The organism is Streptococcus suis (genome assembly GCF_002960425.1).
GTDB lineage: Bacteria > Bacillota > Bacilli > Lactobacillales > Streptococcaceae > Streptococcus > Streptococcus suis_S.
Genome location: NZ_POIZ01000083.1, coordinates 1 through 16,062, shown reverse-complemented (window position 1 = coordinate 16,062; position 16,062 = coordinate 1). Strand labels below are relative to the sequence as shown.

Sequence of the window (16,062 nt, the reverse complement as noted above, 5' to 3'; positions counted from 1 at the left end):
AAAGTATGTATATATTTTATAAAATATATAATAACAATATACAAAAAGAGGTTGAGATGAAGGATTCAAATTTACAAGCGATAGTCATTTCCTTGAGTCTAGCTAATAATTGGGAAGAAGCTAGGCAGGAATGGACAAGGGTAAAGCTAGAAAAAATTGATAAGGTCATGGAAAGCAAGTGTTTATGTGGTAAGGCTCACTTGCAGAAAGTCTATTCTGTTTCTCGTACAGATCTTAGTAATATAAAGCTATCACCAATTGGATCCTCTTGTATCAAAAAATTTCAAAATAAGGAACTGACAAAGAGTTTGAAGAAGGCAGAGCGAGAATATCGTTTGCGGTCCAACTCTGACTTTTCAAGCCTCAAAGAAATAATGGACTTGGATAGTTTAGATGAATACTATCAGAAGGGCTATTTTAAGGCAGATAGGGGCAATCGCTATAATCCTTGGAATGATTACCAGCTATTTAAACTGGCCTTGAGTGGAAAACAATCGGAACGACAGCTTGCCTTTCATAAGATGGAGCGTATCCTCTATGTGGTTAATGATTATTTACGACCTGAATTGAATCAAGTTTTTGATGTAGAAGTCTATTTAAAAAAGCTTAGAAGGTGGAAACTGCACGAGCGAGTTGCTGCTGCATTGCGTAAAAATGCCCTTGAACGAGAGAAATTGCTAGCTAAGAGGGAAAGAGAGGCAGAGCGTGAGCGACAAAGACAACTTGACTTGAAGAGATGGGCTCAGAAAAAGCAGGATTTACTAGCCTGGCTAGATGGACAATTCGATGAAGAGTCAATTGCTTTGAAGAACTCGCTTGATTCCCAAACGGAAGATAGAGAAATCTGTCATAAAATAGAAGACCATCAAAAATTTCTTGAACGAAAAGAAGCACAGGAAAGATTGGCTATCGCGGAACTCGAGCGAAAACAGGCTCGTGTGAAGAGTTTGTGTGATTGGCTCCATTCGCAGAATCGACTGGATGACCTGAAAACAGTTCAGACTATTGAAAGCCTCGATAATCAACTGTTCATGCTTGAAAAGTGGCATTCAGACTATGTACATCATCGTCGGATGGAACAACGACAACAAGATGAGTTGTTATGTGTTGTTTTAGAATTGAGAAGACAGGTGAAAAAATATTATCCCTATACTGAACGAGCTAAGAAATGTATTGAATTTGTGGATAGTTTGGATGGTTTGCAAGAGCAGCGTGATTGGTTGCAACGATTTCTGAAATTGATGAAGAAAAGTGGTTTTTAAAATGTGTAGTCTGTTGTTGCAAGTTTTAAATTGAGTGATATTCAATTTTCTTGGTTAACCTTGTAAACATTTATACAATTTGATATACTATATTTGATTTGAATGGTTAGAAAGGATTTAGGGGGAGAAAGTATGAATGATTTTTTTACTAATCAAGTTTCGCATGGCCCGCATCTAGGGTTATTTACTCACCTTGGCTTGTTGCTACCGCTTTTTATCTTGCTTTACTTGACCACGCGATATTATACTAAAACTTGGTTTAATCGTTTGTTTTGGACAATTTTACTTTTTCAAGTGGTTAGTCTATATACTTGGTATATTTGGTCCGATTGGTCCCTTTCTGAAAGTTTACCCTTTTATCATTGTCGACTAGCCATATTATTTTCACTGTTTGCTAGGAAGGGAGATTTGAAACTCTACTTTTCCTATCTTGGTCTCATTGGTTCCTTGGTGGCTTTTATTTACCCGGTCTTCGATCCCTTTCCTTTTCCACATCTGACCTTCTTTACCTTTGTGGTTGGTCATTATGCTTTAGCAGTGTTGTGTTTGTCTTATATTTTGACAGAGGGACATCAATTCAGTCTTTCAAGACGGGAGCGTTTGTCACTGACAGTCATGCTTCATCTGGTCATGCTTTTTGTTAATTGGTTGACAAAAGGTAATTATGGTTATTTGACTCGCTTACCCATAGTCAATAGCCAAGGGACTTGGTTCAATTTTGTCCTACTTTCACTAATAATATCATGTTTAATTAGTTCTGTTCAGGTAGGGTTCCAATTATATTGGAAAAAGAAATTAGTCTATCTACTCCAAGATTGATTTTCCAAGCGTTTGAAAAATTCCCGTGTTTCCGATATAATAAGAGAGTTGCAGTAGTCACTCTCTTTTTCTTTTGTCTCATTTTATGATAGGAAAAAGTTGAAGTCAGCTCTGCTATGGACCAAAGAAAAAGGAATAAACATCATGTCACTACAAGAAGAAATCAAGAAACGCCGCACCTTTGCGATCATCTCTCACCCGGACGCGGGTAAGACCACAATTACTGAGCAGTTGCTCTACTTTGGTGGTGAAATTCGTGAGGCAGGGACGGTCAAGGGGAAAAAGACTGGTAACTTTGCTAAGTCTGACTGGATGGATATCGAGAAACAGCGTGGTATCTCTGTTACCTCATCTGTTATGCAGTTTGACTATGCGGGCAAGCGTGTTAACATTTTGGATACGCCAGGACACGAGGACTTCTCTGAGGATACCTATCGGACCTTGATGGCGGTGGATGCGGCTGTCATGGTAGTGGACTCTGCCAAAGGTATCGAGGCCCAAACCAAAAAACTCTTTGAGGTTGTTAAGCACCGCAACATTCCTGTTTTTACCTTTATCAACAAGTTGGACCGTGACGGTCGTGAGCCGCTTGATTTATTGCAGGAGTTGGAAGAAGTCTTGGGTATTGCCAGCTATCCGATGAACTGGCCGATTGGTATGGGGAAATCTTTTGAGGGACTTTATGACCTCCATAACAAACGCTTGGAACTCTACCGTAGCGAGGAGCGTTTTGCAAGCTTGGATGAGGGTGATAAGTTATTTGGCTCTAACCCATTTTATGCTCAAGTTCTGGATGATATTGAGCTTTTGGCGGAAGCTGGGAATGAATTCTCAGAGCAGGCGATTTTGGACGGCGATTTGACACCTGTCTTCTTCGGTTCAGCCCTGACCAACTTTGGTGTGCAGACCTTCCTTGATACCTTCTTGGAATTTGCTCCAGAGCCACATGGTCACAAGACAACGACAGGGGATGTCATTGACCCGCTCAATAAAGATTTTTCAGGCTTTGTCTTCAAAATCCAAGCCAACATGGACCCTCGTCACCGCGACCGCATTGCCTTTGTCCGTGTGGTTTCAGGTGAATTTGAACGCGGTATGGCGGTCAACCTGCCTCGTACAGGAAAGGGAGCCAAGTTGTCAAATGTGACCCAGTTCATGGCCGAGTCCCGTGAGAATGTGGAAAATGCAGTTGCGGGGGACATTATCGGGGTTTATGATACAGGAACCTATCAGGTAGGAGATACCTTGACCGTAGGCAAGAACAAGTTTGAATTCGAACCGCTACCAACCTTTACCCCGGAAATTTTCATGAAAGTGTCTGCTAAAAACGTCATGAAACAAAAATCCTTCCACAAGGGAATTGAGCAATTGGTGCAAGAAGGAGCTATCCAGCTCTACAAGAACTACCAGACTGGCGAGTATATGCTGGGGGCTGTTGGTCAGCTCCAGTTTGAAGTTTTCAAACACCGCATGGAAGGCGAGTACAATGCAGAAGTGGTCATGACCCCAATGGGCAAAAAGACAGTCCGTTGGATCAAGCCAGAAGACCTGGATGAACGCATGTCCTCAAGCCGCAACATCCTAGCCAAAGACCGCTTTGACCAACCCGTCTTCCTCTTTGAAAACGACTTCGCCCTCCGCTGGTTCGCGGATAAGTACCCAGATGTGGAGTTGGAAGAGAAGATGTAACAACAGTCCGGGGGACTGTTGTTAGTTGGAGATAAGAGCCGACAGCAGTCGGCTTACCAATGGCTAAGGTCCAGTGGCCCTTTTCTACTAGTGGGAGATGGGAACTGACGGAAGTCAGTTTACAGCTGTTCAGCTTTGAAAATCAAGTTAAAACTTCGTTAAGTCGCTTCGATGAACCTTAAGTTCAATCTTCAGCTAATCCAATCAATTCTATAAGAAGTCAGGCAGGTCCTGGCTTTTTTCATAAAAATTTGGTTATACTCCGAAAAATGTATTATAATATACTATGATTAAATAAACAGAAATGGATTGGAGGTTTGAACGGTGTTTTACTACCTTAGAAAATGCAAGTTGGCAGTAGTTGCTTATACTGCTGTGTCGGTGGTCTATGCTCTGATTTTAGCAGCAACGGGTTTTATTTATGCGCGTGTTTCGGAAGCGGCCTTATCTGGTGACCAGAAGGCATTTGTGACCAGTTCAGTGATTGCAGTGGTATTCTTTTTATGTGATGGCTATTTTGATTACCTGCCCCGCTGTCTCAAGTTTAAGGCAATCAATCAGATTATGGAAGAGACGCGCAATCAATTAGTGACTGTCTATGCGCGTGAGGACTTAGGAGAGGCAGCAAAAGACAATCAGGCAGATAAGGTCCATGTCTTGGTTCATCATCTGAATATCTTGGAAACTACCTATCTAACGCCGCTCCTGTCCATGGTGACAAGCCTGTTGGTTTTTAGTTTTTCTTTGATTGGGGCTCTCTACCTTCAAGGAACCATGGCTATGATCATGTTGGCGCTCTGCTTTATTCCATTTTTGGCTCCGGTGATAAATAAGGGGATTTTAGCTCGTGCGACAAAGGACAGTCAGGAGGAGAAAAATGCCTATCTTACCTTGTTTAGTGAGTTTGTAGAAGCTCTCTCTTTCATTCGCATCAGCGCCATCACGCCAGTTTTCCAAGAAAAGCTGGCGGCATCCAATCAGGAATACACTAGGCGTGCTAACCGTTTTGCCCAAAAACAATCCCAGACCTATGCGGTTTCCTACAGTTTGAGCAGCGTGGTCTATTCAGGTTCCTGGATTATTGGAGGGATATTTGTTTTTCAAGGTCTGCTGAACATTTCGGATTTGATTGCTATGACAACCCTGATGGGAACTGTGGCAGGTCCTATCCAAACCATGTCAGGCTTGCTGACGGATTATCTTTCTAGTCGGACGGTTGTGGCAGATTTGACCACAATTCTACAGGGAACATCCAAGGAAAATGAAGCCAAAGTGAAACTGACTGAAACCATTGACAGCATCAGCTTGGATGCTATTAGTTTTGAGCAAAATAACCACCGTCTGTTTGATAGGTTTTCCTATCGTTTCCAAGCCAATAAAAAATACGCTATCTTGGGCAAGAGCGGGTGTGGGAAGACGACCTTGCTCCGTCTGCTAATGGGGGTTCAGAAAGCAGATGAGGGACGGATCTTAGTCAATCTTAGGGATCTGGCAGAACTGGATCAGCTTGCCCTCTTTCGGAAAATTTACTACCTACCGCAGAAAACCAATCTATTTACAGCTAGCATCGGGGATAATTTGACCTTGTTTGCGCCTTTAGATGAGAATAAAGCAATGGGTTGCTTGCGGCAAGTTGGTTTAGAGGACTGGTTCTATCGGCAGGGAGATGGATTTGCTACTCTCTTGACCTCTTCTCAGCAATTATCAGGTGGGGAAGAGAGACGGTTTGATTTGGCGCGTGCCCTTTACCGTGATGCAGAGGTCTTTTTATTTGATGAACCTACAACAGGCTTAGATTCTCAAAGCGAACAATTGATTGCAGATAGTCTCGAGAAAATAAGGGACAAACTGGTGATTGTTGTGACACACTCTCAGGAGGAAAGTTTTTTAGCCCTCTTTGATGAGCAGGTTCATCTATCAGTTTGACAGCAGCAAAAACTCTTCTGGGGTTTTTGCTTTTTTTATTCCACATTTTTCGGTAAAATAAGGAAAAACAAAAAAGGAGTAAACACATGGGTTTGTTTTCAGGTTTGATGGGCAATGCCTCGCAGATGAATAATGATAAGGTAGAGCAGGATTTGGCAGATATCCTTTTGGATGCTGAACAGGTGGAGATGGCCTTTAGCTTGGTTCGTGACTTGATTGTCTTTACTGAGTATCGTTTGATCTTGGTGGACAAGCAAGGAATGTCTGGTAAGAAGGTTTCATATAAGTCTATTCCCTATCGTTCGATCTCGCGTTTTACGGTCGAAACCTCTGGCCATTTTGACTTGGATGCTGAATTAAAAATTTGGATTTCTTCTGCGGCAGAGCCTGCAGAAACTCTTCAGTTCAAGAGTGACAAGAGTGTTATTGCTATTCAAAAAGCCTTGGCATCCGCTGTTTTGGGGAAATAATCCTAACAATCTCGGTGTAGAATGAGTAGAAAGTGTATCCGCTTTCTACTTTTTTTGATATACTAAATATAGACAAATCCAGTAGGTGTTTTTATGTCAAAGATAGGTTTAAAAGATTGTTTACTGATTGTTATGGGTGGGATTTTGTATGCCCTAGTTTTGAATATGTTGGTCATTCCCCATGAGTTTGGAGAAGGTGGGGTCACAGGGCTTGCCTTACTTTTTTACTACACTCTGGGCATGGAAGCAGGGGTAACAAGTTTTATATTCAATGGCGTTCTCCTTGTTTTGGCCTACCGTTTTTTGAGTAGAGTAAGGGTCTTCTATACTTTTTTGGCAGTGGGTTCTATGTCGGTGACCATGTATGTGACAAGATTTCTACAAGCCCAATGGCTTCCGCTTATTCCCTCTGCTATTTTAGCTGGTCTAGCGACTGGTTTGTCCATGGCCCTGGTTCTTAAAGGAAACGGCTCAACAGCAGGCAGTGACATTGTTGCCCTATTATGTAACAAATATTTTAATTGGAAGATTACAAGGGTTATTTTGATTTTTGATATTCTGGTGGTGACACCCTTGGCTTTTAAAATTGGTTGGACCAAAACGTTTTGGACCCTGGTTATGGTCTTTCTTATCAGTAAATCCTTAGACTTGTGTTTGACCAAATGGAAATAGGATAGAACCTGTATTCACCAGTCAGTACTGGACGGTGAGTATAGGTTTTATTTTTTGAATTGGCTTCTTTCCAAACTTTTTTATTTTTTGGCTTGACACTGTATTGTTTGTATGATACAATTAAGACATCAAAACAAAGATACAAAAGGAGACTTGTATGAATAGAGAGAATGTCTTGTTGCGGATTGAGGGGATGAGTAAGGTCTATGGTCAGCAGGCTGCGGTAGATCAGATATCCTTCGCCATCCAGCGTGGAGAGATTTGTGGTCTGGTTGGGCAAAATGGTGCGGGAAAAACAACTCTGATCCGAATCTTGTCAGGGCTGATTTTTCCCTCGGCTGGTCAGCTGGTCTATCCAAAACCAGTGAAGATGGGGGCTATTATTGAGTCGCCTACTCTGTATCCCAACATGTCTGCCTGGGACAATCTCATGTATGCGGCTCTGCAATTATCCCTGGAAAATCCCAAGGAGCGTATCCAGCAGGTGCTGGACTTGGTTGGTCTGGGGGATGTGGATCGGAAGAAGAAGGTCAAAAATTTTTCGCTTGGGATGCGGCAGCGGATGTCCATTGCCTTGGCGATTATTGATTTTCCAGAGTTTTTGATTTTGGATGAGCCGATCAATGGTTTGGATCCGTCTGGGATCAAGGATGTGCGGGACATTATCTTGCGCTTGCGGGATGAGTACGGAATGACGGTCTTGATTTCTAGTCATATCTTGTCGGAGTTGGAGTTGTTGGCAGATCGTTTTGTCATCATGCACAAGGGCAAGGTCATTCGTGATCTGACCAGGGCTGATTTGGCAGCGGTCGTGGCGAGAAAGCTCTATCTGGATACGGCAGACAATGCAGCTGTGAAGGCTTATTTGGAAGAAAAGGGGCTGGAAGTTAGTTTGGAAGAGGCTGGTTTGGTCTTGGATGCGGATGAACATGTTCAATCTCTTATTGATTTGGTGGGTCAATCAGGGATTGAAATTCTGGAGATTTACCGTCAGGGCCAGCATTTGGAAGAGTATTATTTGAGTTTGTTGAACTAGGAGGAAGTGGAAAATGAATTTGGTGAAAGCAGATTGGTATCGTATTCGTAAGGAAAGATTGTCCTTGGTTAGTCTGGCAATATTGATTATCCTCAGTCTGATTTTGGCTTATAGCAGTAGTCGGGAACTGACTGCTGTTGGGGCTGAGGATATTCTGTCTAACTGGACAAACTTGTTGCCTCTCTTTTTTGTGGCACCAGCCAAGATTTTCTTTGGGGATGATTTCCAGTTTCGGACAGTCAATAATAGTCTGGTACGTACCCAGAACCGTTTGAAGATTTTTACACATAAGTGGTTGTCTAGTGTAGGACTTTGTGTCTTCTATGTCTTATTTGCCTATATGCTGACTGGTTTTGCTCGTCAAATGATGAATGGGGCGGCAGATTACGGGGTTCTTTTAGAAGGTTTTGTTTATCAGTTGCCCTTTTATATTGTGATTGCTAGTTTTTGTACAATCTTGTTTGTCATTTTTCCAAAAATCTATCAAGCATACATGGTCTATATTTTGATTGCCTTCTTGTTTGATCAGTTGTTCATGATGGCGACAGGCATTCTTCTTAAAACGGATTTTTTTGCGGACTTTATGATGTTTTCACAATTATCTGTAGCGGCTGACTTGGAGAACTTGCTCTCTTGGCCATCAATCTTGGCACGGGTCTTTAGTTTGGGCTACTTCATCTGCGGTGCTCTGCTATTTTCAAAAAAGGAATTGAAGTAAGAATAGGCAATCTCGAGAGAGGTTGCTTTTTGTGAAAACGTATTATTTTGATTTCCAAGGTAAATCCTCACCTTAATGCTGAGAATGTGTTATACTAGGTAAGTTGCAAGTCTGATACTGGTTTACTCTGCGAAAATCAAAGCCATCCGTTGTCAACTCGTCTTGGTGAGTGAAAAGCTCCAGTGGAACTTTTCAGCCTGTTACCTACAAACAAGGAAGTAACTGTGTTCTACCTTCGACTAATTGTCACGAACAATGTTCGTAGGATTTCCCACCTCCAATAGTCACTACTCTGACTGTTGTGACACGAACAATGTTCGTAGGATTTCCCACCTCCAACAGTCTATTCCTAGACTGTTGTGACACGAACAATGTTCGTAGGATTTCCCACCTCCAACAGTCTATTCCTAGACTGTTGTGACACGAACAATGTTCGTGGGATTTCCCACCTCCAACAGTCTATTCCTAGACTGTTGGAGCTAGGCTAATTTTGATTTTCATTGAGTAGTAGTTCGCTGCCAGTGGAAATAGTTGTTACAAAAAAAGTGAGATAAGGTAGCTTCGCACTGCCTTTTAGAAAAGAGAATACATTGAAATTTACAGATCTACAGTTGTCCGAAGACATTTTGCTTGCCGTTGAGAAGGCTGGTTTTGAAACGCCGTCACCTATCCAGGAGCAGACCATTCCGCTTGCTCTGGAAGGAAAAGATGTGATTGGTCAAGCCCAGACGGGTACAGGGAAAACTGCAGCCTTTGGTCTGCCAACCCTCAATAAAATTGACACCAACAATCAAGCAGTTCAAGCCCTGATTATTGCCCCAACACGTGAGTTGGCGGTGCAGAGTCAGGAAGAACTCTTCAAATTTGGTCGTGAAAAGGGTGTGAAAGTCCGCTCTGTTTACGGTGGCTCAAGCATTGAAAAACAAATCAAGGCCCTTCGCTCAGGTGCCCACATCGTTGTAGGTACACCTGGTCGTCTCTTGGACTTGATTAAGAGAAAAGCCCTCAAGCTTGACGGTGTTGAAACCCTCATTCTTGATGAAGCGGATGAAATGCTCAACATGGGCTTCTTGGACGATATTGAAGCGATCATCGAACGTGTGCCAGAAAGTCGCCAAACTCTACTATTTTCTGCGACTATGCCAGAGCCAATCAAGCGCATCGGTGTCAAGTTCATGAAAGAGCCTGAGCACGTTAAGATTGCGGCTAAGGAATTGACCAATGTGAACGTGGACCAATACTATATCCGTGTCAAAGAAAATGAAAAATTCGACACCATGACACGCCTTATGGATGTTGACCAGCCTGAATTATCTATCGTCTTCGGTCGTACTAAGCGTCGTGTTGATGAATTAACTCGTGGTTTGAAACTGCGTGGCTTCCGTGCAGAGGGTATTCACGGAGATTTGGATCAGAATAAGCGCCTTCGTGTCATCCGTGATTTTAAAAATGACCAGATTGATGTCCTTGTTGCGACGGACGTTGCGGCGCGTGGATTGGATATTTCAGGTGTAACCCACGTTTATAACTACGATATTCCACAGGATCCAGAAAGCTATGTTCACCGTATCGGTCGTACAGGTCGTGCAGGTCAATCAGGTCAATCTATTACCTTTGTTTCACCAAACGAGATGGGCTATTTGGCAATCATCGAAGATTTGACCAAGAAACGTATGAAAGGTCTCAAGCCAGCAACGGCTCAGGAAGCATTTGAAGCTAAGAAGAAAGTTGCCCTGAAGAAGATTGAGCGCGAAATGGCGGATGAAACCATCCGTAGCAATTTCGATAAGTTCAAGAAAGATGCTATTCAGTTGGCGGCTGAATTTACTCCTGAAGAATTGGCACTTTATGTCTTGACCTTGACAGTTCAAGATCCGGATAGCTTGCCAGAAGTGGAAATTGCACGTGAAAAACCACTGCCATTCAAGTTTGCTCCTGGACAAGCCAAGGGTAAAGGTGGACGTGGAGGTCGCGACCGTGATCGTGGTGGCCGTCGTGACGGTGACCGCAACCGAGACCGTGGAGGACGCCGTGTTGATCGTAACGACCGCAGCCGTCGTGATGACAAGTTCAAGCGCGACAACCGCCGTCAAGACAATAAGAAACCACACCAACGCACGTCAAGTGAAAAGAAAACAGGCTTTGTTATTCGAAATAAAGGTGAGAGATAATAAAATGCTATAGTAACAGAACGAGTATTTCCTATGGAAGTGCTCGTTTTTTCGTTCGTACATATTATGTCATGCAATTTTGTGAATTACGTATCAAACTCTTTTTTTGAAAGAAAACTATACATATCTCTAAATAATTAAGCATTTATAAAAAAGTTTCTCAATGATTGTAAATCCTCAAATAGCAGGGATGATATTTGCATTATTAAATTTAGTATAAGGCGTAAATTGTTTTCTTTGACATATATATATATATTCAACCTATAAGTACAGCTTATAATGGTATTAAACTTTTTAATAATAGCATATAATTACTTGAAAAAAAGAACAGGTAGTGGTAGTATGTAAACGTAAACAATAATTTGTTATACTAACATGTTGTACAGTGTGAAAGGAGGCCTTTGATGAAAAAGGTAAGAAAGCTTCTGATTGGTATGTTACGAGATGGTTATAGTTCGATAGCGGATGGAATCGCAAAATAAATTGTAGATTTCGTTGAAGTTCAAGAACATCTTGACACTCTCTTTATATAGTATATACGAGGTGAATAGAAAAGTAGATTTGTTTATTTAAACACGTAAAAATTGTTGAAAACATGAAAAAACTTAAATAAAATACTTGGAAATTGGGGGTAAGGGGAGGGGGTATGCTATTTTAGTAGCCATTTTTAAGGCTATTATGTAGCAGAGCATTGTTTTATGATTCTTGTTCAATATTGTTTCATTTCTATGTTAATTATCTAGGTCAATAAGAATTTTCCCCCCCGAACATACAGTAGTTCTTAACCTAATATACTATTTCATTTCTATGTCAACTATTTAGGTCAATAAGAATTTTTCCCCCCGAAAAATGCAGTAGTTCTTAACCTAATATTAGGAATAAAAATGAGAGTAGGAAAGAGCAATACCATGAACAAGACAAGTAATACAGTGTGTGGAGCATATTGAAGGACGAATGTGTTCTTTTTCTGTTTTAATATGAATTAATTCATGGAGGTTTTTATGCGTAAAGCTAAGAGGAAATCATTTGATTGGTATGGGATGAGACAACACTTCTCAATTCGTAAATTCCATTTTGGTGCAGCAAGTGTGCTTTTAGGGATGTCCCTGATATTAGGAGCAGGTGCAACAGTCATTTCTGCGGAAGAGGCGGCGATAGTTCCACCAGCGCAGGAAGTCGTAGTCGGTGAAGAAGAAAAAGCTACTGAGACGAATGTTACGGATGCTCAAGCGAAAAACGTAACCGCTTTATCGGAAACGGAAGTGGTGCCGGAGGTTGAAAATACTGCAGTTGCTGTTCAAGCTGAATCGTCCCCAGTAGAAGAAGTGCAACCTGTATTGCCACCAGTTGTGGAAGAAACGGTAACTGTTAGACAGGCAGTAATCAGCTACACCGTTCGCTATATCGATGCATCGGAAAATGTTCTTTCATCAGAATCTCTATCTGTTGAGGTAACAACCAGTGATGCCCAAGCTCGTCATCAGGTGTTAGTATCGTCTAATCTACCAGAAGGGTATCGTTTGGTTGCAGGTCAGGCTACTGAACAGACGGTGGATATTGTTGAAGGTGGGGAAAATCTCATCACATTCCGCCTTGAAAAAGTAGAGATGGAGGAGAAAAAGCAGGTTACAGAACCGGCTTCAAGCCAGGAAGTTGCTAAGGCTGAAACCGTTTCTCCAATTGTGGATAAGCCAGCAGAAAAACAGGAACCAGCTGTTGCAGTTAAATCGCTTATTCCAGCTGAAACTACTCATTCTGATACTCAACCATTAGCTGAAGCTTCGAAAGAACTTTCTCAGCCAGTCATTGAGCGTACAGTCAATATTCCTTATAAGGTTGTTCAAACTGATGTGGAAACAGGTGAAGAGAAAAAGCTAGGCCAAGTAGGTTATGTAACTGTCAAGACTACTGATGAGGTGGCTAAGACTGAGGTAACTGTCACTGCTGATAAGCTTCGTTCAGGTTATCGTCTAGCAGATGGACAGGCGAATGTCATAACTAAGGTTGTTGCTGAAAACGAAACCAACATACTTTCCTTTGCTGTAACTCGGAAAAAAGATGAGAAGGATAATCCGCTGACAGAAACGACCGTTGCAGCTAGTGGTAATGCGGAAGGGACAAGTGGTTTTAGGGCTATCGAAAATGCTACAAGACGTGCAAATACTGTATCTTATGTAACGACAGAGTGGATTGTTCCTGATGAGGCTAAAACAGTTGGTGCAAATTTTGACAAGGCAGCTGGTGATGCAAGTGTGACTGCGACAACAACGGTTGTTCCTACTGCCTATAAGACGACTGTACCCGAAGGACGAGAGGTCTTTATGGTCTTAAGCCTAGATTCACAAACAGATCCGAATAAGGCAACGACTTTTAATAAAAAATATAACAAAGACTATTTCTTCCAATTTTCTACAGCTAAAGAAGGAGAAATAAATAAAGTATATGCTGATCTAGTTGATAAGCGTCAAAACAATAAAATTTTAGAATCTATAGAGATTGCTCAAGGTTCTACAGGGAAATTTGCTAGCCTAGCCCAATATGAAGGAACTTCGGGCAACAATTTTAACTATCGTTTCGAATTTACTCCAGATCCAAGTAATTCTACAAGTAAAAACTTAAAAATCAATAACCCTAACGGTGGCAATATCAATACCATCATCTATGATAAGGTAAGTCCAAAATCTGTTGGTACAGAACTGAATATTCACGATGTTTTGGTTCCAGTTCGGACAACACAAGAAACGAAATACGTTGTAAAAGCGACAGATAAGAGAGCCGAAGAAACGCTTGCTACCTTTATTCAAAAAGGAGCATTGACAGGCGATAGCTACACGATTGCAGGTGCCCTAGATTTTGATAAATATGAGCTAATTGCCGAAGATGTTCCGACAGTTCTTAAGGGAGATTTGGCGGCAGATTACAAGGTGGGTGCTAAAACGATTCAAAGTATCATGACGCACAATTTGGTGCGTGTGTTAGAAGTTACCCAAAAAGATGGTACGCATAAAGCACATATTTATTTATTAAATCCAGACGGACCGAATAGATTAACACTAGATAGAAAAACAGAAATTACAGAAGCAGATTTGACTTCTGAAAACTTTATTAAATTCTTTACGTCTGAGGAAATCGTCCCTGGAGCAGTAAATACCTTAGAAGGTAGTCATAGTTATACTTCTAAACATCAGTTTGAGAGTTATAAAACTAAGCCTAAAACTGTTACAAATGTGATAACAGGGGAAACTATAGAGTTCTCTAGAAATGGAAAAAACTTCTCTGAAGGTATGTTTTTTATTCCAGAACACAAAGCTGTAACATTAAAAGGTAAAGATGGTCAACCTTTCGGTTTCGGTGGTGTTCGAATGAGAATGGTCAATGACAATGTAAAAAATGAGCAACATGTGACCTATTATTATGCCGAAAAAGGTAGTGTTATTATTCACTATGTGAATGATAAAGGAGAAACGATCAAGCGTAGTGCTACCCTTGTTGGACATGGGGCAACTGGTGAAGAGTACGATACAAAAAATTATAAGCATTTTAGTGTGTTTACAGGAGAAGGTGATGCGATAGATCAATATTTTCTAATAGGGATTGATCCATCAACCTCTACTCTAAGACCAGTTACCGAAGATCCTAATGAGCTTAGAAGAATTGTAAAAATTGATTCTGAAACAGGTGCTGTCGAGAGAGATACCTTGAAAGAATTGACTTATGTCTATGAAAAAGCAGCAAAAGCATTGATGGAAATTTATTTAAGACCAGTGGATGTTGAAACAGGCGCTGTATCTGGTCCTGATAAATTGGATCATACTATCAGGGAACAAGGAAGAAAAGAAACGATTATTCCAAAACGTATTACTCTTGATATTCTGCAGAACTATATAGATAGAGGATATGAAGTAATTAGCGATGGTTTTTCGAATAAGACAACTTATTACGATAGCATTGAAGATGGAGTTGGAACAGTAGCACCAAGCCAAGTTTATAAAATTGTCTTACGTGAAAGAATTAAGACAGTAACTCCTGATGCTCCAAAAGAACCGAATACTCCGATAGATCCGACTAACCCAACTGGGCCGAAGTATCCAGAAGGAGTACGTGCTACAGATTTGAACGAGAGTGTTAAGCGTACTATCAAATATCAGTATGAGGGTGGAGCAGAGGCTAGACCAACAGTTGAAGAAACACTAACATTTACCCGTACTGCTAAGGTAAATGTAGTGACAGGTGCTCTTGCTTATACCCCATGGACCTCGACTGATGATGATTTTAATGAAGTTGTTTCGCCAACTATTGACGGCTATGAAGCAGATAAGCCAACTGTAGAAGCTGTTCAGGATGTTCCGTATAATGCCCAAGATACTGAGGTTATCGTTACTTATAGAAAAGACGCTCAAAAAGCCACCATCACCTACAAAGATGACAAAGGAAAAACGCTAGGAACTGTCGATGAAGTGACAGGTAAGTCAGGCGAGCCGATTAATTACACCACCACAGCTCGTATTACAGAGCTTACCAACCAAGGCTATGAAGTGGTGACAGACGGCTTCACTAAAGAAGGTGGTCAAGTCTTCGACACAGATAAGGCTACAGACCAACCATTTGAAGTCGTCGTAAGAGAAAAAGTAGTAACCGTCACCCCAGAAGATCCGAAGAATCCAGGTACTGAGGTGGACCCAGATAATCCAGCCGGACCAGAATGGCCAGATGGCTTGAAGGAAAGTGACCTCAACCAAACGGTTACACGAGTTATCAAGTACCAATACGAAGATGGAAGTCAGGCTAAGCCAGATGTTGTTGAAACACTGACCTACAAACGTACCGCGACTGTTAACTTGGTAACTAAAGAAGTGACTTATGGCGACTGGACCTCAACTGATGATGACTTCGACAAGGTAGACACACCAGCAATTGCAGGTTACACACCAGACAAGGCAAGTGTCGAAGCTGTTCAGGATGTTCCGGCAACTGATCCAGACACTGAAGTTATCGTTAGATATGTGAAGGACGCCCAAAAAGCCACCATCACCTACAAAGATGACAAAGGAAAAACGCTAGGAACTGTCGATGAAGTGACAGGTAAGTCAGGCGAGCCAATCAACTACACCACAACAGATCGTATTACAGAGCTTACCAACCAAGGCTATGAAGTGGTGACAGACGGCTTCACTAAAGAAGGTGGACAAGTCTTCGACACAGATAAGGCTACAGACCAACCATTTGAAGTCGTCGTAAGAGAAAAAGTAGTAACCGTCACCCCAGAAGATCCTAAGAATCCAGGTACTGAGGTGGACCC

Annotated in this window: 10 protein-coding genes; all 10 read left to right on the top strand. The window is 41.6% G+C overall.

Features of this window, described 5'->3' with window-relative positions; translation table 11 throughout:
- Positions 1–56 precede the first annotated feature (56 nt).
- Positions 57–1,262 (top strand): hypothetical protein, encoded by a 1,206-nt coding sequence (locus tag C1G57_RS09240; protein WP_105117127.1) that lies wholly within the window; start codon positions 57–59, stop codon positions 1,260–1,262.
- A 132-nt stretch (positions 1,263–1,394) separates the two neighbouring features.
- Positions 1,395–2,081, top strand: coding sequence for a TIGR02206 family membrane protein (locus tag C1G57_RS09235; RefSeq protein ID WP_161941145.1), 687 nt, complete (start codon positions 1,395–1,397; stop codon positions 2,079–2,081).
- A 144-nt stretch (positions 2,082–2,225) separates the two neighbouring features.
- A complete protein-coding gene (locus C1G57_RS09230) occupies positions 2,226–3,770 on the top strand; it encodes a peptide chain release factor 3 (protein WP_029186246.1) in 1,545 nt (514 codons plus the stop codon).
- A gap of 324 nt (positions 3,771–4,094) precedes the next feature.
- Complete coding sequence (locus C1G57_RS09225; protein WP_105114638.1) at positions 4,095–5,696, top strand: ATP-binding cassette domain-containing protein; 1,602 nt, start codon at positions 4,095–4,097, stop codon at positions 5,694–5,696.
- A gap of 86 nt (positions 5,697–5,782) precedes the next feature.
- A complete protein-coding gene (locus C1G57_RS09220; protein WP_105114637.1) occupies positions 5,783–6,166 on the top strand; it encodes a PH domain-containing protein in 384 nt (127 codons plus the stop codon).
- 93 nt (positions 6,167–6,259) lie between these two features.
- Positions 6,260–6,838, top strand: a complete 579-nt coding sequence (locus C1G57_RS09215; RefSeq protein ID WP_105114636.1) for a YitT family protein — start codon at positions 6,260–6,262, stop codon at positions 6,836–6,838.
- A gap of 157 nt (positions 6,839–6,995) precedes the next feature.
- The gene (locus C1G57_RS09210; RefSeq protein WP_105114635.1) at positions 6,996–7,874 is read left to right on the top strand and encodes an ATP-binding cassette domain-containing protein; all 879 of its coding nucleotides are present in this window, start codon (positions 6,996–6,998) and stop codon (positions 7,872–7,874) included.
- Positions 7,875–7,887: 13 nt separating this feature from the next.
- On the top strand, positions 7,888–8,592 hold the full coding sequence (locus C1G57_RS09205) for a hypothetical protein (RefSeq protein WP_105114634.1): 705 nt from the start codon (positions 7,888–7,890) through the stop codon (positions 8,590–8,592).
- Between the two features lie 590 nt (positions 8,593–9,182).
- On the top strand, positions 9,183–10,763 hold the full coding sequence (locus tag C1G57_RS09200) for a DEAD/DEAH box helicase (protein WP_105114633.1): 1,581 nt from the start codon (positions 9,183–9,185) through the stop codon (positions 10,761–10,763).
- A gap of 1,001 nt (positions 10,764–11,764) precedes the next feature.
- A partial coding sequence (locus C1G57_RS09195) for a mucin-binding protein (RefSeq protein WP_161941144.1) occupies positions 11,765–16,062 on the top strand: 4,298 nt, incomplete at its 3' end.

Coding starts and splice junctions, on each gene's coding strand:
- C1G57_RS09205 (WP_105114634.1), top strand. CDS start 7,888: ATGAATTTGGTGAAAGCAGATTGGTATCGTATTCGTAAGGAAAGATTG.
- C1G57_RS09220 (WP_105114637.1), top strand. CDS start 5,783: ATGGGTTTGTTTTCAGGTTTGATGGGCAATGCCTCGCAGATGAATAAT.
- C1G57_RS09235 (WP_161941145.1), top strand. CDS start 1,395: ATGAATGATTTTTTTACTAATCAAGTTTCGCATGGCCCGCATCTAGGG.
- C1G57_RS09240 (WP_105117127.1), top strand. CDS start 57: ATGAAGGATTCAAATTTACAAGCGATAGTCATTTCCTTGAGTCTAGCT.
- C1G57_RS09210 (WP_105114635.1), top strand. CDS start 6,996: ATGAATAGAGAGAATGTCTTGTTGCGGATTGAGGGGATGAGTAAGGTC.
- C1G57_RS09215 (WP_105114636.1), top strand. CDS start 6,260: ATGTCAAAGATAGGTTTAAAAGATTGTTTACTGATTGTTATGGGTGGG.
- C1G57_RS09230 (WP_029186246.1), top strand. CDS start 2,226: ATGTCACTACAAGAAGAAATCAAGAAACGCCGCACCTTTGCGATCATC.